This window comes from Bacillus sp. FSL R7-0646 (genome assembly GCF_037969865.1).
In the GTDB taxonomy this organism is placed as follows: Bacteria; Bacillota; Bacilli; order Bacillales; family Bacillaceae; genus Bacillus; species Bacillus licheniformis.
Window position 1 is genome coordinate 781,852 of sequence record NZ_CP150217.1, and the last position, 23,321, is coordinate 805,172.

The window sequence follows — 23,321 nt, forward strand, 5'->3', positions numbered from 1 at the left end:
GGCAGGCCTCTTTTTATATGAATGCTCAGGCATTGTCGGAATCGGCGACTTTGATCAGCTGCTTGCCGAGGTTTTTTCCTTCAAACAAGCCTAAAAATGCCTCAGGTATCCGCTCGAAACCTTCTGTTATCGTTTCCTCATATTGAAGCTGTCCGCTTTTCACCCATTCGGCGAGCTGTTTGATTCCTTCAGGAAAGCGGTCCCTGTAATCGTTTACGACAAATCCCTTCATCAGGGCGCTTGATTTAATCAAGGCCGTTTGTACGCGCGGTCCCATATCTTCTTCTGCGCTTTTGACGTTATAAGAAGAAATCGCCCCGCAGACTGGAATTCGTGCAAACTTATTGATCAGGGTGAAGACGGCATCTGAAATCGCGCACCGACGTTGTCAAAGTAAACATCGACACCGTCCGGGCAAGCTTGTTCAAGCGCTGAAGCCATATTTTCCGTTGTTTTATAATTGATTGCTTCATCAAAACCGAGCTTTTCTTTTAAATATGCCGTTTTTTCATCAGAGCCCGCAATTCCGACGACTCTTGCCCCTTTGATTTTGGCGATTTGTCCGACGGCGGAGCCGACTGCTCCGGCGGCCCCGGAGACAACAACCGTTTCACCGGCTTTTGGCTGTCCGATGTCCAGAAGTCCGAAATAGGCCGTCAAACCGGTCATGCCGAGAATTCCAAGAAAAGCGGTAACAGGTGCGAGGGACGGATCGATTTTCTGGAGATTGTCTTCGCGAACCGCTGAATACTCCTGCCAGCCCAAGCGGCCCAAAACAATATCCCCTTTTTTGAGCTTGTCTCCTTTTGCAGATATCACTTCGCCGATCACGCCCCCGGTGATCACTTCATCAAGCGGAAATGGCTCGACATAGGATTTCGTATCCTGCATTCTTCCCCTCATATAAGGGTCCACTGAGACATAAAGCGTTTTTACAAGCGCTTCACCGTTTTTTGCTTCCGGAATTTCCGTTTCTTTTATGCGGAAATCGTCCATAACAGGTATGCCCTGCGGACGTCTTGCAAGTTCAATTTGCTTTTGCGGCATAATGATTCCTCCTTTTACTTATAACTTACCACGTAAAAAAGAGGTTTAGCAAAAGATCAGCGGATTGCACGAAATGTTTTCTTCAGTACAGAATCGGGCAGAAAAAGGTGAAAAACATCGGCATTTCTTTCATTTAAAAGATATTGATTGGCATTTTCTCTTGAATATTGGAACATGTCTTTTGTGATAAAAGGAAGCAATGACAGGAGATAAGAAGAGAGGAGGTCTTCGGTGCTGCTTGCCGTTCTCCTTTCTTCCGGATCGCCGATGTTCATGATGATCGAAAAGACATAATCGATATTGATGCCGAATCGTCTGGCGGCAAATGATTCAAATCGATGAGTATCAGCTTCCTGATGACCCTCTCTTGAAAAAATCTGCTTGACCAAATCGCTAATGATCCATGCGTTGTATTGCTGTTCCGGTGAAAAATAATACACGCTAAATCACCCCATCTAAAAGCCTTGTCTATTTGTTAATGTACCTGAATTGGCAACCCTTTCAAACATTTTGTCTGAAAATTTATAACAATTGTAACATTGAAATGAAAATGTCATGACAGAGCATTCCTCCGTTTAGCCGTGTGAACAAAGGGTAAGTTTTAAATACAACATGAAAAAGGGAGGAGATTCATATGAAACCAGTAGTAAGACAATATACAAACGATGAAAAACTGATGAAGGATGTTGAGGAACTCAGGGAAATCGGAGTTGCAAGAGAAGATATTTACGTTTTGTCACATGACGACGACCGTACTGAAAGACTTGCAGACAACGCGGATGCCAATACGATTGGAGCCGAAGAGACAGGCATCAAAAATGCCGTCGGCAATATCTTCAACAAAAAAGGGGACGAGCTCCGCAATAAAATTCATGAGATCGGCTTTTCAAAACAAGAAGCAGAACAATTCGAGAAACAGCTTGATGAAGGAAAAGTCCTCCTCTTCGTTACGGATCATGAAAAAGTGAAATCCTGGGTATAATTTGCAACTGCCGACATGGTCGGCAGTTTTTTTAATAAAATAAAATTTGAATGATAGCTTGAAAGGAGTAGAATAATAAACGAAAACGATATGAATAGGAGGAAAAGCTGTGGCTAAAGAAAAAGATGCAGAACAAAAATCGGCACTGAACATCATTCCTCTTGCGGTCACGATTTTAGTCGGAGCGGTTATTTGGTTTATTCCGTCGCCCGCCGGATTGGACCCGAAAGCATGGCACTTATTTGCAATCTTTGTGGCAACGATTATCGGCTTTATATCAAAACCGCTGCCGATGGGGGCAATCGCCGTATTCGCATTGGCGATCACGGCGCTCACTGGAACGCTGTCGATTGAAGAAACGCTCAGCGGGTTTGGAAACAAGACGATTTGGCTGATCGTCATTGCCTTTTTTATTTCGCGGGGATTTATTAAAACCGGTTTAGGTGCGCGAATCGCCTATTTATTTGTACGGATGTTCGGCAAAAAAACACTCGGACTCTCGTATTCACTCCTTGTCAGCGATTTGATTTTATCGCCGGCGATCCCGAGTAATACCGCACGTGCCGGGGGAATTATTTTTCCGATTATCCGTTCGTTATCCGAAACTTTTCAGTCGACGCCCAAGGACGGCACGGAACGGCGCATCGGCGCTTTCTTGCTGAAGGTGGGCTTTCAGGGGAACTTGATCACTTCTGCGATGTTCTTAACGGCTATGGCGGCAAACCCGCTGATTGCCAAACTTGCCCATGATGTGGCAGGTGTGAATCTGACCTGGACAAGCTGGGCTGTGGCGGCCATCGTCCCGGGACTTGTCAGCTTGATCATCACCCCGCTTGTCATTTATAAACTGTATCCACCTGAGGTGAAAGAAACGCCTGATGCGGCGAAAATCGCAACAGAGAAGCTCAAAGAAATGGGCCCGTTCAAAAAATCGGAACTCTCTATGGTCGCGGTCTTTTTGCTCGTCCTTTTTTTATGGATTTTCGGAGGCAACCTGAATATTGACGCGACAACAACGGCATTGATCGGTTTAGCCGTCCTGCTTTTGACACAGGTTCTGACGTGGGACGATATTAAGAAAGAGCAAGGCGCATGGGATACGCTGACATGGTTTGCCGCGCTCGTCATGCTGGCGAGCTTCTTGAATGAACTCGGCATGGTCGGCTGGTTCAGCGATGCGATGAAATCGTATGTTTCAGGATTCTCCTGGATCAGCGCATTTCTCATTTTAATTGCGGTTTACTATTATTCGCATTATTTCTTTGCGAGTGCAACCGCTCATATCAGCGCGATGTATTCGGCCTTTCTCGCCGTGATTATCGCTGCAGGCGCTCCGCCGCTTCTCGCAGCATTAAGCCTTGCGTTTTTCAGCAACCTTTTTGCTTCGACAACGCATTACGGAGCGGGAGCGGCTCCCGTCTTTTTCGGGGCCGGCTATATTCCGCAAAGCAAATGGTGGTCAATCGGCTTCATCTTGTCGATTGTTCATATTGTGACATGGCTTGTTGTCGGAGGGTTATGGTGGAAATTACTGGGCATATGGTAAAATGAAGGGCGGGAGAGATCCTGTCCTTCTTTTTATGTTCATATCGACGCTGTTGATTTGAAATTCCACGATTTGTAGTCTAGAAAGGGTTTGTTTAAATACACCGAACGTAAGGGGGTGAACGTTAATGTTTTGGTCAGTTGATTTCATGCTGCTCGGTTTCTTGTATGCGATCGTCTACTTTTTGTACGACATTGTGAAAAACCGAAAAAAGACAAGTTTTTTTAGAAAAATAGTGTTTGCCAGTTTTATTGTTTATTTGAGCGCCGTTTATCACTATACGATAGGCGGAATCAACATTCCGCCGCAGCCGGCATACGCTCAAATGAACATTCAGCTCATTCCGTTTTATTTTGTCACTGAATGGGTGCAAATGTATCAGCAGAGCGGCTTTGATTGTTTTTTTGGAATTCCGTCAAGCTTACATTTTTTAATGTTTTATTGCTCATTCCTTTAGGTGTGTATCTTTCCGTTCTATGGAGAAAAACTTCGCTTAAAAAAGCGGCAGTTTTTGTTTTTTTGACGAGCTTTTTGATTGAGAGTCTCCAGCTTGTGCTGTCTGTGACAGGATTAATAATGGCGAGAACCTTTAATGTGGATGATTTAATTTTAAATACGGCCGGCGGTGTAATCGGTTTCTGCCTGACGTCTTTCATGTTCGGAGCTAAAGGATCAGATTCCCGCAGGAAAGGTCTGCATTTTTGAAGAAAGCGCGAAAGTTGGTTCCCGGCTAGGCAATCATCTTTTTTAGTTAAAATTGAAAGCTCAGGCTCTTAAATCGGTGCATGCCTGTGCCGTGCTGTGCCAGTCCGTGTTTCTTCAAGTGCCGTGCCGCATGTCCGGCTTCCTCTAAAATGTCAGGAGCAAGACCGAGCTGATGATGCCCGCCGAAAACCTTTTTTACGCGCCCGATAGCCGAAACTTTTTCAAGCGACTGAACCAGTTGAGCCGGATCAGTCGTCGGATAGAATGCATAGATTGGAGCTCCGGTATACAGCAGATCGCCGGTAAACAAGTAGCCTGACGCTGGATCAAAGATGCAAATATGCCCCGGGGAGTGTCCAGGCGTATGATAAATAACAAGCGGCCTTGAGTCGCAGCCGACCGTATCTCCGTCTTGCAGCGTTCCCGACGGTTCGCCTCTGAACGGGGTGTATGTTTCAGCGGAAAAGCCGGCCGGAACAGGCTTGGTGATATCTCTCGAGACATCGCGGCGAATTTGCTCGATCGGAAGTCCTTTGATTCCGTCCGTCAGCCATTCTCTCTCAGCTTCATGGACGTAAATGCGCTGATATTCATCGTGGCTTCCGATGTGATCCCAATGGACATGGGTTGTGATGACGCTGACCGGCAGATCGGTCAGACCGTCCGTCACCGTCTTCATGCTGCCGATGCCAAGACCCGTATCAATTAAAACGGCATCCTTCGCCCCTATAAGCAAATAAGAGTGTACTTTTTCCCAATGCCCGTATTCGCTGATCGCATATGTGGATTCATCAAGCTCTGTCACAGTAAACCACTGACTATCTGCCATTGGTTTGTCCCTCCTTCATTTTTTTCAAAGGTGCTCATCGATGCATATCTCCCAGTCAAATGTGCAAAATAATAAAATACATAATAGGTGAGAGTGGTGAACATGATGAGTGATCCTTACATGCCTTTGACATCCGTTAACAGCGGGGTCCTGGAGGAGTATGCCGAAGGTGTATTTGGTTTGACGGTGCAAATCGTCAATGTGTATTTTATTTTCGATCCCGATTCGCGGGAAGCCGTTTTAATCGATGCCGGTATGCCCAAGTCCGCTCCATTCATTTTAAGAGAGGCGAAAGAGCGGTTTGGCGATTTTCGGCTTAAAGGAATCGTTTTGACACACGGACATTTCGACCATGTCGGCGCTTTGGAAAGTCTTCTCGAAACATGGCCGGTTCCAGTTTACGCCCATGAGAAAGAAATGCCTTATTTAATGGGAAAAGCCGATTATCCGCCTGCAAAACCGCAAGTGAAAAGCGGGCTGGTTGCAAAGATGTCTCCGTTATTTCCGAGGCACTCCATCAACATTTCGTTCCATGTAAAGCAGCTTAATAAAGATGGTTCGCTTCCGTTTCTTGAAGGATGGAAATGGATTGAGACGCCGGGCCATACACCGGGGCATGTTTCGCTTTTCCGGCAGTCGGACAGAACCTTGATCGCAGGGGACGCCGTTACAACTGTTGAGCAGGAGTCTCTATTTGAAGTGGCAATTCAAAAGCAGGAGCTGAACGGACCGCCGGCTTATTTCACAATGGATTGGACAAAAGCAGCAGATTCGGTTCGGAAGCTGGCAGGATTAAAACCGGCTGCATTATTGACGGGACACGGTGTACCGATGAAAGGAAGCGATTTTTCCGAAGCGCTCCTTGATCTATCAGACCGCTTGCCCGCCTCTGATTCGTAAATTGTCATATGCTGCGCTTAAAACATTCAGCCAGGCTGAATGTTTTTTTATAGGGAAAAACTAACCATTTTACATGTGATGATGGCCGTCCATTGTTCTAAATTCCGGATGTTGATGTATACCAAAGGAATCATTTTCTGAAATTTTAGACAAAATATGTTGATATTTCATTTATAATGCAGGTATGCCTGAAAGGAGCTGAGAAAAGATGAAAATTCAAAAAAGGGTCCAAGCTTTGCTGGCAACTTCGGCAATGTTTGCAGGACTGATGCTGTCCGATGCGGTGTACGCTGCGGAAACCCCTTACTATGGAAAGAACTATACTCAGCCAGAGCAAGTGTCATCATTATATCCGGAGCCTGAAGAAACATTCTCAACCCCTGCTTTTGTAAAAGAAGGGGAAGCCTTTACGACACAAGAAGAAATGATGAAGTTTATAACCAGTCTGACAAAGAAAAGCCCGAATGTCAAAATCGGGAATATCGGTTTTTCAATTGAAAAAAGAAATATTCCTGTGCTTTACTTCACAAAGGACAAGCAAATACGTTCCATATCAAAAAAACCAACCGTCTGGCTGCAAGGACAGATACATGGAAATGAGCCGGCAGCGGGAGAATCTGCTCTGGCGATAGCTGAAAAACTGGCCGGACCGTATGGCGACAAAGTGTTGGACAAGATCAATGTCATCGTTGTTCCGCGGGTCAATCCTGACGGATCATATCAGTTCAACAGACGGCTGGCGAACGGAATCGACGGAAACAGGGATCATGTCAAGCTCGAGTCTCCAGAAGTGCGCGCCATTCACCAAGAATTCAATAAGTATTCGCCTGAAGTCGTTATCGATGCCCATGAATACGGTGTCGGCCAAAACGAATTTCAGAGCATAGGCGAAAAAGGGTCATTAAAATACCATGATATTTTAATTTTATCAGGAAAAAATTTAAACATTCCCAAGTCGATCAGGCATGCGTCCGACAGCCTTTATGTGAACGGCGTCAGAGCTAAACTTGATGAAAAAGGATTTTCTAATGATGCTTATTATACGACAGGAAAAAGCAAGGACGGAAAAATCGAAATCTATGAAGGCGGTACAGAAGCGAGAATCGGGCGTAATGCATTCGCCCTCCAGCCTGCCCTTTCCTTCCTGGTGGAAAGCAGGGGAATAGACATCGGACGCGAAAATTTTGCAAGAAGAGTCGCGGCTCAGGTTGCTACACATGAGACGATCATCGACACGACAGTGAAGCATGCAGCCGAGATCAAGCGCCTTGTCTCCAAAGAAAAATTAAAGCTGATACAAAACGGCGCTAAAGTGAGCGATAAAGACCAAGTGGTCATCAACAGTGAGTTTGCAGGCCCGTTTAAAGACACGCTTAAAGTCGCTGATATTGCCTCAGGACAAGCAGTTGACGTTCCTGTCCAATATTACAGCGCCTCAGAGGCCGTTCCTGTGCTGTCAAGAACTCGGCCGACCGCTTACCTTGTCCTTCCGGGCCATCAAGATATCGAACAGAAGCTGAAGGATCAGGGATTAAAGAGCGTGACACTGGCTTTCAAACAAAAACTCACCGCTGAAGCGTATGAGGTTTTATCGAAAGAAACAGCGGGAGAATCTGAGGGCCGGCCAGTGATCAAGGTAGAAACGAAGCTCAAAAAACAGAAAAAAGAGTTTCCTAAAGGAACAAAAATCTATTTTACAGCTCAGCAGCAAAGCAATCTGCTGTCAATCGCACTTGAGCCGGAGTCGGTTGACAGTTATGTAAGCACAGGTTACATTCCTTCTCAAAAAGGCAAAGAGCTGCCGGTTTACCGCTTCATGCTGAACACCAAAACGCTTAATTTTAAGGAATAATCACCAGGCATCCGTCTTTGACGGATGCTTTTTAGCGGTTTTTTGTTTTTTCATACATAATTGTTTTAAACTGAGATCGAAACCTATACAATAAATATCAGTCTGAAATCTGGAAGGAGAGAATCCGGTTGGAATCACATGAAGAATTATGGAGGGAAGCCAAGGCCTTCATCGAGCTCTGCTACGGGGAACTGTCGAAGTCCGAAGAAGAAACAAGGATGCGCTTACATAAAATAGATAAAGAAATCAGAGAAACCGGAAGCTATACACATACATTAGAAGAAATCGAACATGGAGCCAGAATGGCGTGGAGAAACAGCAGCCGCTGCATCGGCAGGCTGTTTTGGCACTCTCTTACTGTCATCGATCAAAGAGGCGTTCAAACCGAGGCAGAGGTGCGGGATGCGCTTTTCCACCATATTCAGCTTGCAACAAACGGAGGGAAAATCAGACCGTTCATTACGGTTTTCCCCCCGGAACAAAACGGACAAAAAAAAGTGTCCATTTGGAACCACCAGCTGATCAGGTATGCGGGGTATGAAACTGAGCAAGGCGTTATCGGCGATCCGGCGTCATTGGAACTGACAAAGGCGTGTGAAGCGCTCGGCTGGAAAGGCGAAGGTACGCCTTTTGACGTATTGCCGCTTGTTTTTCAAATAGATGGGCGTCCTCCTGTGTGGTATGAGCTGCCTCGTGAAATCGTCAAAGAGGTTCGGATTGAACATCCGGAGATTGAAGGCTTCAAAAGTTTGGGGCTGAAGTGGTACGCTGTACCGATTATAGCCGATATGAAGCTGGAAGTCGGAGGGATTCATTATAATGCCGCCCCGTTTAACGGCTGGTATATGGGAACTGAAATCGGAGCGCGCAACCTCGCGGATGCAGACCGCTATAATGCGCTCGAAAAAGTGGCAGCCATTATGGGGCTTGATACGGAGCGGAATACTTCGCTGTGGAAAGACAAGGCGCTTGTTGAATTAAATACTGCGGTGCTTCACTCCTATAAAAAAGCCGGCGTCAGCATCGTCGACCACCATACTGCGGCAAGCCAATTCAAGCGGTTCGAGGAGCAGGAGGCTGAAGCCGGAAGGGAGCTTGCAGCAAGCTGGACGTGGCTGATTCCGCCGTTATCGCCGGCAGCGACCCATATCTTTCACAGCTATTATGAAAATAAAACGCTGAAACCGAATTACTTTTATCAGGAAAAGCCTTACCTTAACAAATAAAATCCTCAGGAAAAGCGGCTACCCAACAATGCCGCCTTTTCTGAGGAGAAGCTAAAAGGCTCCAAATCGGAGCCTTTTTGAATCGTCTCAGCTTTTCATATTGATTTCCTTCCGGTACAAAACATAAGAATAAATATAGGGCGCCAAAACCGTTGCCAAAATAACCGGAAGCATGATTTCTGGACTGATTGATAACAACCCGTCCGCAGCTATTAGAAGTCCTGCCAAAGTAAATACTTTCGCCGCAAATCTGTGGGTTTTTTTCCAGATTGAATCACTGCTCAATGTCCAAGGGTTCTTGATCCCGAAAAAAAAGTTGGAGCGGACTCTCGGTAGGTAATTGCCTATGACGATTAATAGAGCGCCTACAAGAACCGGTACGATGCTGCCCGCCGGCAGATCATACCCGAGCCCGGTCATGATAACAAGCACGTTGATCAGAGAAAATATAAGCAGCATGGCATTGATGAGAATGTAATAAGTCTTCGAAAAAAGCTGATAGTTTTTTCTGCGCGGATCGATTTTCGGCGTTAAGAACATCAAGACATATACAAAAACGAGCAGCCCAATCATGGCAAGCATCGCTTCCATTTTGGAAGCATACCTGTCGATTTCCCCCGAAGATGACCAATGGATTGGAACTTGACCGGAAATGTGCGGATAAGCGATTGCCCACATGATTAGATTCATAGCGATTATAGCGAGCGAAAAAATGTGTTTTCTCATTTTGCATCCCCTTTATCTTTGCCGGCTTGTTCAGTAAAACTGAAAGCCCAGCCGATGATTTCTTGAAACATTGTAGTGTTTAGCGAGTAGATGATGTATTGGCCTTTTTTTTCATCCTGAATTAATTCAGCCTGTTTTAAAATTTTTAAATGCTGAGAAATACTTGGTTTAGACATTTGAAACTGGTCGGAAATTTCACCGGCGGTCATATCCCGGTCCTTCAGCAGGTTCAAAATCTTTCTTCTCGTCGGATCAGCTAGAGCTTTAAAGGTTTGATTCATATTTAGCATCCTTAGAATAAGTATTTAGTTATTTAACTAAATACTAAAATAAAAGAAAAATTTAGTCAAGATTTATTAAAAAAATCCGCCATCTCCGGCGGATTTCTCAATAGCTGATATTAAACTTTTGGAATCCGTCCAATTCTTTGGTTTCTTCCACTTTTACATCCGTTACTTTTGAGAATGGACTTCCTTTTTGAATTGCTTTTAAAAATTGCTTCAGGCTTTCCTCAAGTCCCTCGGCGCGGATTTCAACTGTGCCGTCGTCGCGGTTTCGAACCCAGCCTGTCAATTTGTGTTTATCTGCTTCCATTTGAACAAAATAGCGAAATCCCACGCCCTGAACGCGTCCGTCTACAATGATTCTGTATTGAAGCATCGAGAACACCCCTTTTCTTTTATGCTACCATATTTCCCATTTTGAGATCATGGGATAGACATGCTTCGGATGAATCGTTAAAATATGAAAATAAAGGAAGGGCGTGAGGTTTTGGAAAATCAGGAGTATGAAATCATATCTATTCATGTAGGCCGTCCGCGTACATACGAATTCGACGGTAAGCAGGTGGAAACGGCAATCGTGAAGGAGCCTGTCAGCGGACCTGTCTATTTGAGCCGTACGAATTTTGAAGGGGACGGGCAGGCGGATCTGATTCACCACGGGGGAGAGGATAAAGCGGTTTGCGTCTATCCGGCGGATCACTACATGTATTGGGAAAGCGTCTTGAAGCGAAAGCTGCCAGAGGCGGCATTTGGAGAAAACGTGACAGTTAAAGGGCTCACCGAAAAAGAAGTGTGCATCGGCGATATCTTTAAGCTGGGGGAAGCTCTTGTTCAAGTCAGCCAGCCGCGCCAGCCTTGTTTCAAGCTGGCCAAACGTCTGAATCAAAAAGATATGGTGTTAAAAGTGAGGGACACCGGGTACAGCGGATTCTATTTCAGGGTTCTCGAAGAAGGAATTGTTGCGCCTGATTCGCGGCTGCAGCTCGTTTCAAGAGATGCGCATGAAGCCACGGTCTCGTATGCCAATCATTTGATGTACCATGACATGGGCAATCACCCAGCCATTCGGAAGATCCTTGAGGTTGAAGCGCTGTCGGAAAGCTGGAGAAGCTCATTTTTAAAGCAGCTGAGCGCATAAAAACAAGCCGTGTCTGAAGAGGAATACGGCTTTCAGCGTGTCGACAAACCCTCGCATTCGTTGTCAGGCCTGCTAAGTCGGTGCTCACGAATAGAGGAAGGATCGGCGGCTAACCGCCAGGCGTCCTGCCTGAACGCCGCCGTAATCACCTCCTGTGAAAGTCTGCTTCGATGCTCGGCCTTCCTAGACTGCAAGGGTTGCGGGTCACGCTGAGCTTAAAGGATGTTTATTTTTTGACGCTTTCAAGCAGGTTGGCCAAAAAGTGTTTTTTATAGCTTTGAAGCTTTCTTCCTTCATACTTCGTCATTCCCAGCTTTTTCAGTTCTTCTACATACCAGCCTTTGCTTCCGTAATGCATGGCAGAAAACTCCCTTCTATATTTCGATGCAATTGGGATTCTAACATCTATAGAAAAACGCTGAAAAGGGATAGGCGGCAATTTTTAAAAACTGAGTCTTTCGACATAGTCTGGAAGTTTGAGGGCAGGCGTCAGCCGTGTGTCAAACTGGTGACGATCATCACAATGATCGCGATGCTGAGGACGATCCCAATATATTTTAAGAAGCCGTTCTTTTTTTTATGAGCATATACGATTAACAGGATGCTCTCGATAAAAAAGATCAGCCCGATGATGGCAAACAGCATGCGGTAAAGCTCCTTTCGGCACAGTTTGTCTTTTATTTTAGCATAAAAGCCCGCGCTTCTATGAGCCGGGCTTTTTTATGCGTAATCAGTCAAGCTGTGTTAAAATGATCGGTTCGTTTTTCGTGATGACGATCGTATGCTCGATCTGCGCCACAAAGCTGCCGTCAGGCGTTTTGAATGTCCAGCCGTCTCCGGCTTCGATGGTATGTTCTGCTTTTGTGGAAACAAACGGCTCAAGGGCGATGACGGTTCCGTTTTTAAAGAGCGCATTATCAAACGGGTCATAGTAATTTAAGATATGGTTGGGCGCTTCATGGAGGTTCCTTCCAATCCCGTGTCCCGTCAGGTTTTTAATGACGGTAAATCCGTTTGCTTTTGCTTCATTGTATACGGCTCTGCCGATTTGGTTTTGTTTCTTGCCGGCGCGCGCCTGCAAAAGCCCCTTTTGAAAAGCGCTTTCCGCACTTTGGCAAAGCTTGTGCAGCATTTCATCGCCTTTTCCGAGTACAAAAGAAATGCCCGTATCAGAATAGTAGCCGCCAAATTCAGCGGAGATGTCGATGTTGATCAAATCCCCTTCTTTTAAAATTCTGGATTCGCTTGGGATGCCGTGGGCGACTTCATCGTTCACACTGATGCACGTCGTTCCCGGGAAGTCGTATTCTTTTTCCGGAGCCGATGCGGCGCCATGGGCTTCAAGCACTTCTTTTCCGATGAGATCCAGCTCTTTTGTGCTCATGCCGGGAGCTGCTTTTGCCTTCATTTCCTCCCTGGCTAAAGCGACGATTCTGCCGATTTTCTTGAGCCCTTCCAGCTCTTGGTCATTCGTTACAATCACAATTCATTCCCGCTTTCTTTTTTTATATTCCATTTCAAGCTTACCATATTTGTTTGCGAAAAAGGAACAGAGCGGCTTCAAGACAAAAAAAGCACCCGCTTATTTAGAAGCGGGTGCTGTCTGTTTATTGTCCGGAATCCGATTTCGTTGTTTGCGCCGCATCAGATTCTGATGTTTTCGGATTGTGGTTGGTATAGTCGTAGTCGCTCGGATTGATCGCTTTAAAGCCCTTCGGTTTATAGAAGCGCAGCAAATCTCCGTCGACGATTTTATCCGACATTTCGAGTTCTTTTTTCACGGCCTCTTCGATGTTCGGATCGATGTCTTTTTCGTTCAGTAGCTCTCCTGTTTTCGTGTCATAGTAGTTTCCGTTCGTTTTCGTATATTCCGGAGAGACGAAATCGCCGTTGCGGAACGGAATAATTTCACGGTGTTCCGGTGACAGAAGGTCTGAACCGCTCATCAGGTAATCTTTCGTATTCACGCCCATCAAATGAAGCAGGGTAGGGGCTACATCGACTTCGCCGCCGTATTTATGGGATTTGATTCCCTTGACCCCAGGCGCGTGGATGAACAGCGGCACCCTTTGCAATTGGGCGTTTTCATATGGTGTGATGTCTTTGCCCAAAACTTTGGCCATCGCTTTGTTGTGATTTTCAGAAATACCGTAGTGGTCCCCGTACATGACGACAATCGTATTATCATACAGTCCGGCTTTTTTCAGGTCGTTGAAGAATTGTTCAAGCGCCTGGTCCATGTAGTTGGCCGACTGGAAATAATGGTCAACGACGCTGTCGCCGGTATCCCCGGCAGGGAAGTCTGTATCGCCTTCATCCATCTCGAACGGAAAATGGTTCGAAAGGGTGATAAACTTCGTATAGAACGGCTGTTTCAGGCTTTTCAACAGCGGCATTGATTCTTCAAAGAACGGTTTATCTTTCAACCCGTAGTTTTTCGTTTTATCTTCGCTCATATCGTAATACGTAGCGTCAAAGAATTTGTCATAACCGATGGCTTTATACATTTCATTGCGGTTCCAGAACGTTTTGTAGTTGCCGTGGAACGCCGCTGATGTATAGCCTTGAGACTTCAAAATGGCCGGAGCCGACTGCAGCGTGTTTTGCGCTTTATTAATGAACACTGACCCTTGCGATAAAGGATACAGCGAGTTGTCCATCATAAATTCGGCGTCGGACGTTTTACCTTGTCCGGTTTGGTGGAAAAAGTTATCGAAATAAAACGTTTCATTGTCGTGCGCCAGTGAATTTAAGAATGGCGTGACTTCTTTGCCGTCGAGCTTATAATCGATCAGGAAGGTCTGAAGTGATTCCAGTGAAATGTAAACCACGTTCATGCCTTTCGCTTTTCCGAAGTATTCGGCATTCGGCTTATCATGATTGGCTTTAATATAGTTCTCAACTTCCGTTACGTCGCTGGAACTTGCCAGTGCGCGCTGGCTGTTTGACTTGATATTTTGCACCGCATCATAGATTGTGAAGTTGTAGGTTCCCAAATATTTCACAAGGTAGTTGCGGTCAAAAGAACGGGTCAGAAGCTCCGGACGATCGATCTCGGCAACGGCCAGGTTGGCGAGGAAGACGAGGATGCTTGCTCCCATCACAATTTTAAACGGACGCTTCGTTGTTGTTTCAGATGGTCTGTTATAGAAAACAGCCAGCCCGATTAAAATAAAGGTGTCGATGAAATACAGAACATCAAGCGGGTGCATAAGCGAGAAGATGCTGTCCCCGAGCTGTCCTCCGTTTGTTTTTGCCTGCATGATTGCAGGCAGCGTGATAAAGTCGCTGAAAAATCTGTAGTATACAACGTTCGCATATAGCAAAAAAGACATTAAAAAATGAATCACTATAATCGCTGTCTGCTGTATTTTTTTCTTGAACAAGAGTCCCAATCCAAGAAAGAACAAGCTTGAGCTAATCGGATTCACAAAAAGCAAAATGTGTTGTACTGTGTTGGTTATTCCTAAATTAAATTCAATTACATACGCAGCATAAGTTTTTAGCCATAGCAATATAGCGGCTATCAGGAAGAAGGCAAGGCCTCTTTCCTTAATAAATCTTTTCAATTGTTACACTCCTTTTTTCCGGATCAGTAAAAACCATCGGAACGAAAGAAAAAAACGAATGTATAAAATATACCATGAAATACCGATTTAGAAAAGCGGAAACCGGCCTTGCGAAAAAAATCGCAAAACCCCTGTCAAATCAGGGTTTTACAGCTTTAAAAAAGATGTTTGGGAATATTTTACGCTTGTATTGCATTGGCGGGAACTGATCTTTATGGCAGACTGTTGTTAGTATATGAACGAAAAGGGAGGATTTAGACCATGGATTTTTCGAGCATCGTTTCTGAAGACAAGATTAAGCAGGCCATTAAGGACGGCGAATTCGAAGGGCTTCCGGGAATGGGGAAACCTTTGAAAAAAGACGATGCCGCCCATGTTCCAGAGCATCTCCGCATGGCTTACAGAGTGATGAAAAACGCCGGAATGGCGGGGGATGAAGGCGCTTTAAAGAAAGAACTGATGACGATTGACGACTTAATCGCAAAGTGCGCGGATGAAGACGAGCGCGAGCGTTTAATTGAGAGAAAAACAGAAACCCGGCTCAGGCTCGACAGGCTCGCCGACAAAAAAGGCATGTTTTCCAAGCCTGCCTCAGCGTTTTATAAAGAAAAAGTGTACCGAAGGCTGAGCGGAAATAAAAAGCGCTAAAAGCAGGTTTATTTCTCCCCTGTAGTGGTATTGACCCGTAAACGAACAAAAGGGTGATAGGATGGAACGATTATTGAATTGGGTTGAATACATATCAGATTGGCTGTGGGGGCCACCGCTGATCATACTGCTGACAGGGACAGGAGTCTACTTGACGATCCTGCTGAAATTTTTTCAATTTCGCTATCCTCTCTATATCTTTAAGCAGACGATCGGAAGTGTCGGCAAAAAGCCGAAAGGAGAAGGGACGGTTACACCGCTGCAGGCTTTGACATCGGCTCTCAGCTCAACAGTCGGCGCCGCCAATATCGTCGGTGTGCCTGCGGCCATCATGTTCGGCGGTCCGGGAGCCGTTTTTTGGATGTGGCTGGTCGCGCTGTTTGCCATGGCGATCAAGTTTTCGGAAAGCGTCCTCGCCGTCCACTACAGAGAAAAAAATGAAGAGGGCGAATATGTCGGGGGACCGATGTATTACATTACAAAAGGGCTCTCCATGAAATGGCTCGGCGTCTTTTTTTCAGTAGCGCTGATGATCGAACTTGTACCGAGCATCATGGTGCAGGGAAATTCGGTTTCCGCATCGCTGGCTGAGACGTTCTCGTTCAATCGTTTATACACCGGAATCGGGATTGCTTTTTTGATCGGTTTAGTGGTGATCGGAGGGATTAAACGGATTGGAAAAGTGACGGAGCTCGCAGTTCCGCTTATGGCAGGGGTGTACATCGGGGCCGGTTTCCTGATTGTCGTCACAAACCTTTCCTCTGTACCCGCTTTTTTCTCTCTCATCTTTTTGAATGCGTTTACATCTTCTTCGGCATTCGGCGGCTTTGCAGGTGCGGCAGTTGCCGAAACCGTTCGCTGGGGGTTTGCACGAGGCCTTTATTCCAACGAAGCCGGGATGGGGACGGCGCCGATTGCCCACGCAGCGGCGATGACCGACCACCCTGTGAGACAGGGGTTCTGGGCGGTGATCGGCATCGTGGTCGATACGCTGCTGATTTGCACGACCACCGCCTTCGTCGTGCTCGCATCAGGCGTCTGGACCGGCGAAAACGCATCAAGCGATCCGGGGGCGCTGGCCGCAGCCGCATTTCGCAGCTATTTTGGCCCTGTGGGCGGATACTTCGTCTCTGTCTCGCTCGTTTTCTTTGTCTTATCAACGATCACAGTAGTCATTTTTTACGGTGTAAAACAAGCTGAATTTCTGTTCGGACGGCTCGCGGGACATGTGATTAAATTCATCTACCTGGCCGCCGTCGTCATCGGTGCTGCCGGAGGAGCAAAGGCGATATGGGGATTCCTCGATCTCGCGCTCGTTTTCATTCTTCTTCCGAATATTTTGGCGGTGCTGCTCTTGAGCAGAAAAGTAAGGTCTTTATATGATGAGTTTTTTACATCAGAAAAGTATTATTTGAAAGACATCGGTCAGCAGGACGGCGTTTATGAAGGTGACGAAAAAGTGAACAATTTATGATCACAGCCGGTTTGTTCCCGGCTCATAAATCGGAGGAAGCCTTGCTCTCCTACGTTTTATGAAGGGAACATCCGGCTTTTTTTAATTTTTGAAAGCGCTACAAAAATATATTGACTACTTGTATATACAGGAATACAATATACCTATAACGTGTATATACAGGTTATAAGAGGAGAAGGAGGGATTGGAATGACTGATTTGAATCAATCAGCGCGACGGATTGTCGATGCTGTCGGCGGTGCTGACAACATTGCAGCGGTAACCCATTGTGTAACGCGTTTGCGATTTGCATTGCTCGATGAAAGCAAAGTCAATCAAGAGGTGCTGGAGCAAATAGATGTTGTCAAAGGATCGTTTTCGACTAACGGCCAATTTCAAGTGGTGATCGGCCAAGGAACGGTCAACAATGTGTACGCGGAGCTGGTGAAGGCAACAGGAATCGGCGAATCGTCAAAGGATGATGTTAAGAAAGCCTCAGAGAAAAATATGAATCCTTTACAGCGTGCCGTGAAAACGCTTGCAGATATATTTATTCCAATATTGCCGGCGATTGTCACTGCCGGGCTGCTGATGGGGATCAACAATATCCTGACGGCTCAAGACATTTTCTTCAGCGGAAAATCAATCGTTGAAGTCTATCCGCAATGGGCGGATCTCGCTAATATGATTAACTTGATCGCGGGGACTGCTTTCGCATTTCTCCCTGCGCTAATCGGCTGGTCGGCCGTCAAGCGGTTTGGCGGAAATCCGCTGCTCGGCATCGTGCTCGGCGTCATGCTTGTGCACCCTGATTTGTTAAACGCCTGGGGATACGGGGCTGCGGAGCAAAGCGGAGAGATTCCTGTCTGGAATTTATTCGGTTTGGAAGTGCAGAAGGTCGGCTACCAGGGGCAGGTGCTTCCCATTTTGCTCGCTTCTTATTTGCTGGCAAAAATTGAGCGCTTTTTGACAAAGCGGACGCCTGAGAGCATTCAGCTCCTTGTTGTGGCACCGATTACGCTGCTTGTCACAGGTTTTGCTTCATTTATTGTCATTGGACCGATTACATTTGCCATCGGAAATGTTTTAACATCAGGCCTTATTGCTGTCTTTGAACAATTCGCCGTACTGGGCGGACTGTTATACGGAGGGCTTTACGCCGCTCTCGTCATTACCGGAATGCATCATACATTCCTTGCCGTTGACCTTCAGCTGATCGGCTCAAAGCTCGGCGGAACATTTTTATGGCCGATGCTCGCGCTGTCCAATATTGCACAAGGTTCAGCCGCGCTTGCGATGATGTTTATTGTCAAAGATGAGAAGCAGAAAGGCCTGTCCCTGACATCCGGAATTTCAGCTTATCTCGGAATTACCGAACCGGCATTGTTCGGAGTGAATCTCAGATACAGATTTCCGTTCGTGATCGCGATGATCAGTTCGGGGATTGCCGGTATGTTCATTTCCTCGCAAGGGGTTTTGGCAAGCTCTGTCGGCGTCGGCGGCGTACCTGGAATTTTCTCTATTATGAGCCAATACTGGGGAGCGTTTGCGATCGGAATGGCGATCGTGTTGATCGCGCCGTTTGCCGGAACATATCTCTACGCAAAATTAAAAATGAAATAAGAGAGGGAGAGGGGCGCGCATATTTGTCTGCCCTTTTCCCATTTTCATAAAGAAGAAAGCGGTGGTGTTGAAAATGGAAACGAAAGAAAATCCATGGTGGAAAAAAGCAGTCGTCTACCAAATTTATCCGAAAAGCTTTAAAGATACAACAGGAAACGGTGTCGGCGACATACGCGGCATCATCGAAAAGCTCGACTACATCAAGGAGCTCGCCTGTGATGTCATTTGGCTGACGCCGATTTATCAATCGCCGCAAAACGACAACGGCTATGACATCAGCGACTATTACAGCATCCATGAAGAATATGGAACAATGGCCGACTTTGAAGAGCTTCTTGAAGAGGCCCACAAGCGCGGCATAAAGGTGATCATGGATCTTGTCGTCAACCATACATCAACAGAGCACAGATGGTTTAAAGAAGCGGCGTCCGGCAAAGAAAATCTGTACCGCGACTTTTATATTTGGAAAGACATGAAGCCGAACGGCGCTCCGCCGACAAATTGGGAATCGAAATTCGGCGGCTCGGCGTGGGAGTTTCATGCAGAGAGCGGACAGTATTATCTCCATCTCTATGATGTGACACAGGCGGATTTGAATTGGGAGAATGAAGCAGTCAGAAAAAAAGTGTACGAGATGATGCATTTCTGGTTTGAAAAAGGAATCGACGGCTTCAGACTTGATGTCATCAATGTCATCTCAAAAGACCAGCGTTTCCCTGATGATGACGAGGGGGACGGACGCAGATTTTATACGGACGGGCCGAGGGTTCACGAGTTTTTGAATGAAATGAACAGGGAGGTTTTTTCAAAATATGACAGCATGACGGTCGGAGAAATGTCATCGACTACAATCGCAGATTGCATCCGGTATACAAACCCCGAAAGCCGTGAGCTCGATATGGTGTTTAACTTTCATCATTTAAAGGCCGACTATCCAAACGGGGAAAAATGGGCGCTTGCGGATTTTGATTTTCTAAAGCTGAAGAAGATTCTTTCTGAATGGCAGACGGAAATGAATAAAGGGGGCGGATGGAACGCATTGTTCTGGTGCAACCACGACCAGCCGCGGATCGTCTCACGGTACGGGGACGACGGAAAATACCGCAAAAAGTCTGCGAAAATGCTGGCAACCGCGATTCATATGCTTCAGGGAACGCCATACATTTACCAGGGAGAAGAGCTTGGGATGACCAACCCGAAATTCGATGACATCTCCCTTTACAGGGATGTCGAATCTCTCAATATGTACCGTATCCTGAAAGAAGCAGGGAAGCCGGAAGCCGAAATCATCGAAATCTTGAAAGCGAAATCCCGTGATAATTCGCGGACGCCGGTGCAGTGGAACGGAGAAGAAAATGCCGGGTTTACGGCGGGCACACCGTGGATTCCGGTGCCTGACAACTACAAAGAAATCAACGCAGAAGAAGCGCTCAACGATCCTGATTCGATTTTCTACCATTATAAAAAGCTGAATGAGCTCCGCAAGGAATTCGATATCATTACAACCGGCGATTATCAGCTCATACTGGAAGACGATCAAGAGCTTTACGCGTATTTGAGAAACGGAGCGGATGAAAAACTGCTGGTGATCAATAATTTTTACGGGAAAGAGACCGAGTTTCAGCTGCCTGACGATATTGATATTGAAGGCTATGATGCCAAGGTTCTCATTTCCAATGACACCGATCTTCCCGAGTCATTTAAACGCTTCACAGTGAAACCATATCAATCGATTGTTTATCATCTTGCCAAACCATGCTAAACTAAGCGTGGTGGTAAAAAAATGAAGATCAACAAGTATATGATGATTTACAAACAAATCGCGGAACAAATCGATCAAAGCATACTGAATGCCGGAGATATCCTGCCGTCTGAAAACGACCTTGCCGAACAGCACGACACCTCGAGGGAAACCGTTCGGAAAGCGCTGAACGTGCTTGCTCAGAACGGATATATTCAGAAGATTAAAGGGAAGGGGTCAGTCGTGCTGCACAGGGAGAAAATGCAGTTCCCGGTTTCCGGTTTGGTCAGCTTTAAGGAGCTTTCAGAAACGCTCGGAAAAGAGACAAGCACGACGGTCCATGAGTTCGGCTTGACGCATCCGGACGCATATATTCAAAAGCAGCTCCGCACTTCCGGAGATGAAGAGGTATGGCGGGTTGTCAGGTCGCGGAACATCAACGGAGAGCGTATCATCCTGGATAAAGACTATCTTATCCGCAAACACGTGCCGCTTTTAACGAAAGAAATATGCGAGGACTCGATCTATCAATACCTTGAAGATGAATGCGGGCTCGTCATCAGCTATGCTCATAAGGAAATTGTAGTCGAGCCATGTACGGCAGAGGATCAAGAGTATTTGGATCTGAACGGATACGAGCACATTGTGGTCGTGAAAAATTTCGTTTTTCTTGATGATACGACCTTGTTTCAATATACGGAAAGCAGACACCGCCTTGATAAATTCCGGTTTGTCGATTTTGCAAGAAGAGAAAAGTAGCACGGTTCGCCTGACGGCGGCCGTGTTTTTTTATGAAGCCGTTTCTCATTACGTCCGCATTGAATATGCTACAGCAGGTGTAAATGAGAAATGGAGGATGTAAGCAATGATTCATGAAACTGCAAAGATCGGAAAGAACGTGGTATTGGGAGAGCATGCCGTTATTGAAGAAAATGTGGTCATCGGGGACAACGTAACAATCGGCCATCATGCCATTATTAAAAAGGACACTCATATCGGCAGCGGGGTGAAAATCGGCGATTTGGCCGTCCTTGGCAAAGCGGCTTCTTCAAATAAAAAAATGGCTCGCCAGCCGAAGCAGGCAGGAGCCCCTTTGCGGATAGAAGATGATGCCATAGTTGGAGCAAGCGCTGTGATTTACCGAGACGTGCTGTTGGAACAAGGCGTCTTCGTGGGGGATATGGCGAGCATTCGCGAAAATGTCGCGATCGGCAGAGAAAGCATTATAGGACGCAATGCGATGGTTGAAAACAATACCAGAATTGGAAGTAAAGCAACAATTCAAACGGGCTGCTATATCACTGCTGATATGACGATTGAGGATGAAGTGTTTATCGGTCCCTGCTGTTCCACGTCAAATGATAAATATATGGGAAAGGGAAACTACCCGTATCAAGGTCCAACTATTAAAAGAGGAGCGAAAATCGGGAATAACGCAACATTGCTGCCGGCGGTTGTCGTCGGGGAGGGGGCGGTCATTGGAGCGGGTGCCGTCATTACAAAAGATGTTCCCGCAGGCAAAACGGCTGTGGGCAATCCAGGCCGGTTGATGAAGTGACGGTTTTTCATCTCAGCCGTGTTATATAACGTGTCTGCATAAAAAGAGAGATCATAGGATATAGAGCTTCAATATCTATTAAAGATCATTGCAGCCACAAATTGAAGAGGAATTGGGGGTGGAAAAATGTCCATTCGAAACGCGGTGATGAACGGGGGTTTTGAGACAGGTACCCTCTCGTCCTGGTTAGGCGTAAACGCATCTGTTACAAGCCAGTTTTCGCATTCAGGTTTTTTCTCTGCGAGATTTCTTGGCGGAACAGTCACATCATATATTGCTCAATTTGTTCCGGCCAGGGCGGGGGAAGGAAGCGAATTTCTTGTTTCTCTTGCGAGAGCAAGCTTTCTCCCGGCACCTTCTGTAACGATACAGGTTACTTATTTTGACAGTCAATTTAATTTTCTCGGATACGGGCTGTTTGCCACTGTGCCGTCAAGCAGAATACCGGCAGCCGAAAATGGGACATGGCTTGAAGTCTATCAAACAACTTCACCGGCTCCCTCTGGCACCACCCAGGCATTCATTTTGATCAACAACATTCCGCAGGCGGGAACTGCAAGTGTGCTTGTGGATGATGTTGCTCTATTGAGTGTTGAGGGTGGAGGAGGTCCAACAGGAGCGACAGGTCCGACGGGAGCAACAGGAGTAACGGGAGCCACGGGAGCGACAGGAGCAACAGGAGTGACAGGTCCGACAGGAGCGCCGGGTCCAACAGGAGTAACAGGTCCGACGGGAGTAACAGGCGCAACCGGCCCGACCGGTCCAACGGGAGCCACCGGCCCGACCGGAGCCACCGGAGCCACCGGAGCGACAGGTCCGACAGGAACGACCGGTCCAACGGGAGCCACCGGCCCGACCGGAGCCACCGGAGCCACCGGAGCGACAGGTCCAACAGGAGTGACAGGTCCGACGGGAGCAACAGGTCCGACAGGAGCAACAGGTTCGACAGGAGCGACGGGTCCGACCGGAGTGACAGGTCCGACGGGAGCAACAGGCGCAACGGGAGCCACCGGTCCGACGGGAGCAACAGGTCCAACAGGCGCAACGGGTCCGGGAAGTCTGTTGGGAACACCGGCGCAGTCAACTGACCCTGTTTCACTCACAGTTGGCAGCGAAACACCAATTCTAACGACAACTGTTACCTCTTCAGCTGGACAGAATATAAAACTCGATTCTATGGCTGAAGTTGATATTATCATAGGGCCAGCTACTACTTTTGAATACAGTATAATTTTTACATTGTATAGAAATAACAGCGCTATCGCACAAGTGTCTGTTGATTCTCAGGATGAAAAATCGGCAGGTTCGGTTCGTGTATATGGTGATATTCCTAACCTTACATGGGTTGATACACCAGGGGCAGGAACACAAACTTATGAGGTTAGAATTAATGTAACAGGGACTAACCTTTTGGCAGCCAATGTTAATACAAGAGCGCTAAATGCTGTAATCTTTGATTGATTGTAAAATGAAGAGTCCCCTTTAAGTTTTCAT

24 protein-coding genes and 1 pseudogene are annotated in these 23,321 nt (G+C 46.5%); 15 read left to right on the plus strand and 10 right to left on the minus strand.

Annotated features, from left to right (window positions below):
* Window positions 1–25 precede the first annotated feature (25 nt).
* A pseudogene (locus MKY62_RS03865) lies at window positions 26–1,047 on the minus strand (NADP-dependent oxidoreductase).
* Window positions 1,048–1,103: 56 nt separating this feature from the next.
* The gene (locus MKY62_RS03870) at window positions 1,104–1,487 is read right to left on the minus strand and encodes a YfmB family protein (RefSeq protein WP_003179712.1); all 384 of its coding nucleotides are present in this window, start codon (window positions 1,485–1,487) and stop codon (window positions 1,104–1,106) included.
* Between the two features lie 194 nt (window positions 1,488–1,681).
* On the opposite strand from MKY62_RS03870, the gene MKY62_RS03875 reads away from it, so the two are divergent.
* The 4 genes from MKY62_RS03875 (at window position 1,682) to MKY62_RS03890 (ending at window position 4,280) form a co-directional block, all read left to right on the plus strand.
* The gene (locus tag MKY62_RS03875) at window positions 1,682–2,029 is read left to right on the plus strand and encodes a general stress protein (protein WP_003179714.1); all 348 of its coding nucleotides are present in this window, start codon (window positions 1,682–1,684) and stop codon (window positions 2,027–2,029) included.
* A 109-nt stretch (window positions 2,030–2,138) separates the two neighbouring features.
* A complete protein-coding gene (locus MKY62_RS03880; RefSeq protein ID WP_003179716.1) occupies window positions 2,139–3,575 on the plus strand; it encodes an anion permease in 1,437 nt (478 codons plus the stop codon).
* A gap of 127 nt (window positions 3,576–3,702) precedes the next feature.
* On the plus strand, window positions 3,703–4,032 hold the full coding sequence (locus MKY62_RS03885) for a hypothetical protein (protein WP_003179718.1): 330 nt from the start codon (window positions 3,703–3,705) through the stop codon (window positions 4,030–4,032).
* 2 nt (window positions 4,033–4,034) lie between these two features.
* Entirely contained in the window at window positions 4,035–4,280 is a 246-nt protein-coding gene (locus MKY62_RS03890; RefSeq protein WP_228767674.1) for a VanZ family protein, read from the plus strand.
* A 46-nt stretch (window positions 4,281–4,326) separates the two neighbouring features.
* Here the strand turns inward: MKY62_RS03890 and MKY62_RS03895 are convergent, their stop codons facing one another.
* Entirely contained in the window at window positions 4,327–5,109 is a 783-nt protein-coding gene (locus MKY62_RS03895; RefSeq protein WP_003179719.1) for an MBL fold metallo-hydrolase, read from the minus strand.
* 105 nt (window positions 5,110–5,214) lie between these two features.
* Between MKY62_RS03895 and MKY62_RS03900 the strand changes: the two genes are divergently transcribed.
* The 3 genes from MKY62_RS03900 to MKY62_RS03910 all read left to right on the plus strand — a co-directional run bounded on the left by MKY62_RS03900 (window position 5,215) and on the right by MKY62_RS03910 (window position 9,087).
* Window positions 5,215–6,009 (plus strand): MBL fold metallo-hydrolase, encoded by a 795-nt coding sequence (locus MKY62_RS03900; RefSeq protein WP_026080777.1) that lies wholly within the window; start codon window positions 5,215–5,217, stop codon window positions 6,007–6,009.
* 208 nt (window positions 6,010–6,217) lie between these two features.
* On the plus strand, window positions 6,218–7,861 hold the full coding sequence (locus MKY62_RS03905) for a M14 family metallocarboxypeptidase (RefSeq protein WP_003179721.1): 1,644 nt from the start codon (window positions 6,218–6,220) through the stop codon (window positions 7,859–7,861).
* 128 nt (window positions 7,862–7,989) lie between these two features.
* Window positions 7,990–9,087, plus strand: coding sequence for a nitric oxide synthase oxygenase (locus MKY62_RS03910; protein ID WP_003179722.1), 1,098 nt, complete (start codon window positions 7,990–7,992; stop codon window positions 9,085–9,087).
* 87 nt (window positions 9,088–9,174) lie between these two features.
* Here the strand turns inward: MKY62_RS03910 and MKY62_RS03915 are convergent, their stop codons facing one another.
* From MKY62_RS03915 to MKY62_RS03925, 3 genes are all read right to left on the minus strand, one after another.
* On the minus strand, window positions 9,175–9,813 hold the full coding sequence (locus MKY62_RS03915) for an SdpI family protein (RefSeq protein WP_003179724.1): 639 nt from the start codon (window positions 9,811–9,813) through the stop codon (window positions 9,175–9,177).
* Window positions 9,810–10,094, minus strand: coding sequence for an autorepressor SdpR family transcription factor (locus MKY62_RS03920; RefSeq protein WP_009329070.1), 285 nt, complete (start codon window positions 10,092–10,094; stop codon window positions 9,810–9,812). The genes MKY62_RS03915 and MKY62_RS03920 overlap by 4 nt, the downstream gene beginning before the upstream one ends.
* A 106-nt stretch (window positions 10,095–10,200) precedes the next feature.
* Window positions 10,201–10,473, minus strand: coding sequence for an acylphosphatase (locus MKY62_RS03925; protein ID WP_003179727.1), 273 nt, complete (start codon window positions 10,471–10,473; stop codon window positions 10,201–10,203).
* A gap of 111 nt (window positions 10,474–10,584) precedes the next feature.
* Between MKY62_RS03925 and MKY62_RS03930 the strand changes: the two genes are divergently transcribed.
* Window positions 10,585–11,235: an MOSC domain-containing protein gene (locus tag MKY62_RS03930; protein WP_011197643.1), complete on the plus strand. Its 651-nt coding sequence runs from the start codon at window positions 10,585–10,587 to the stop codon at window positions 11,233–11,235.
* A 226-nt stretch (window positions 11,236–11,461) separates the two neighbouring features.
* Here MKY62_RS03930 and MKY62_RS03935 read toward each other — a convergent pair whose 3' ends face one another.
* From MKY62_RS03935 to MKY62_RS03950, 4 genes are all read right to left on the minus strand, one after another.
* Entirely contained in the window at window positions 11,462–11,593 is a 132-nt protein-coding gene (locus MKY62_RS03935; protein WP_003179731.1) for a DUF2639 domain-containing protein, read from the minus strand.
* Window positions 11,594–11,724: 131 nt separating this feature from the next.
* Window positions 11,725–11,880 (minus strand): hypothetical protein, encoded by a 156-nt coding sequence (locus MKY62_RS03940; protein WP_003179733.1) that lies wholly within the window; start codon window positions 11,878–11,880, stop codon window positions 11,725–11,727.
* Window positions 11,881–11,965: 85 nt separating this feature from the next.
* Complete coding sequence (map, locus tag MKY62_RS03945; RefSeq protein WP_003179735.1) at window positions 11,966–12,718, minus strand: type I methionyl aminopeptidase; 753 nt, start codon at window positions 12,716–12,718, stop codon at window positions 11,966–11,968.
* Between the two features lie 124 nt (window positions 12,719–12,842).
* A complete protein-coding gene (locus tag MKY62_RS03950; protein ID WP_003179737.1) occupies window positions 12,843–14,804 on the minus strand; it encodes an LTA synthase family protein in 1,962 nt (653 codons plus the stop codon).
* Window positions 14,805–15,065: 261 nt separating this feature from the next.
* On the opposite strand from MKY62_RS03950, the gene MKY62_RS03955 reads away from it, so the two are divergent.
* From MKY62_RS03955 to MKY62_RS03985, 7 genes are all read left to right on the plus strand, one after another.
* On the plus strand, window positions 15,066–15,452 hold the full coding sequence (locus tag MKY62_RS03955) for a DUF1992 domain-containing protein (RefSeq protein ID WP_003179739.1): 387 nt from the start codon (window positions 15,066–15,068) through the stop codon (window positions 15,450–15,452).
* A 61-nt stretch (window positions 15,453–15,513) separates the two neighbouring features.
* Entirely contained in the window at window positions 15,514–16,926 is a 1,413-nt protein-coding gene (locus MKY62_RS03960) for a sodium:alanine symporter family protein (RefSeq protein WP_339613939.1), read from the plus strand.
* A gap of 189 nt (window positions 16,927–17,115) precedes the next feature.
* Window positions 17,116–18,528, plus strand: a complete 1,413-nt coding sequence (gene treP / locus MKY62_RS03965; RefSeq protein ID WP_003179744.1) for a PTS system trehalose-specific EIIBC component — start codon at window positions 17,116–17,118, stop codon at window positions 18,526–18,528.
* A gap of 73 nt (window positions 18,529–18,601) precedes the next feature.
* Window positions 18,602–20,290, plus strand: a complete 1,689-nt coding sequence (gene treC / locus MKY62_RS03970) for an alpha,alpha-phosphotrehalase (protein WP_003179746.1) — start codon at window positions 18,602–18,604, stop codon at window positions 20,288–20,290.
* A gap of 21 nt (window positions 20,291–20,311) precedes the next feature.
* A complete protein-coding gene (gene treR / locus MKY62_RS03975) occupies window positions 20,312–21,028 on the plus strand; it encodes a trehalose operon repressor (protein ID WP_003179748.1) in 717 nt (238 codons plus the stop codon).
* Window positions 21,029–21,134: 106 nt separating this feature from the next.
* Window positions 21,135–21,827, plus strand: coding sequence for an N-acetyltransferase (locus tag MKY62_RS03980; RefSeq protein WP_003179750.1), 693 nt, complete (start codon window positions 21,135–21,137; stop codon window positions 21,825–21,827).
* Window positions 21,828–21,953: 126 nt separating this feature from the next.
* Window positions 21,954–23,288: an NTTRR-F1 domain gene (locus MKY62_RS03985; protein WP_003179752.1), complete on the plus strand. Its 1,335-nt coding sequence runs from the start codon at window positions 21,954–21,956 to the stop codon at window positions 23,286–23,288.
* The last annotated feature ends 33 nt before the right edge of the window (window positions 23,289–23,321 follow it).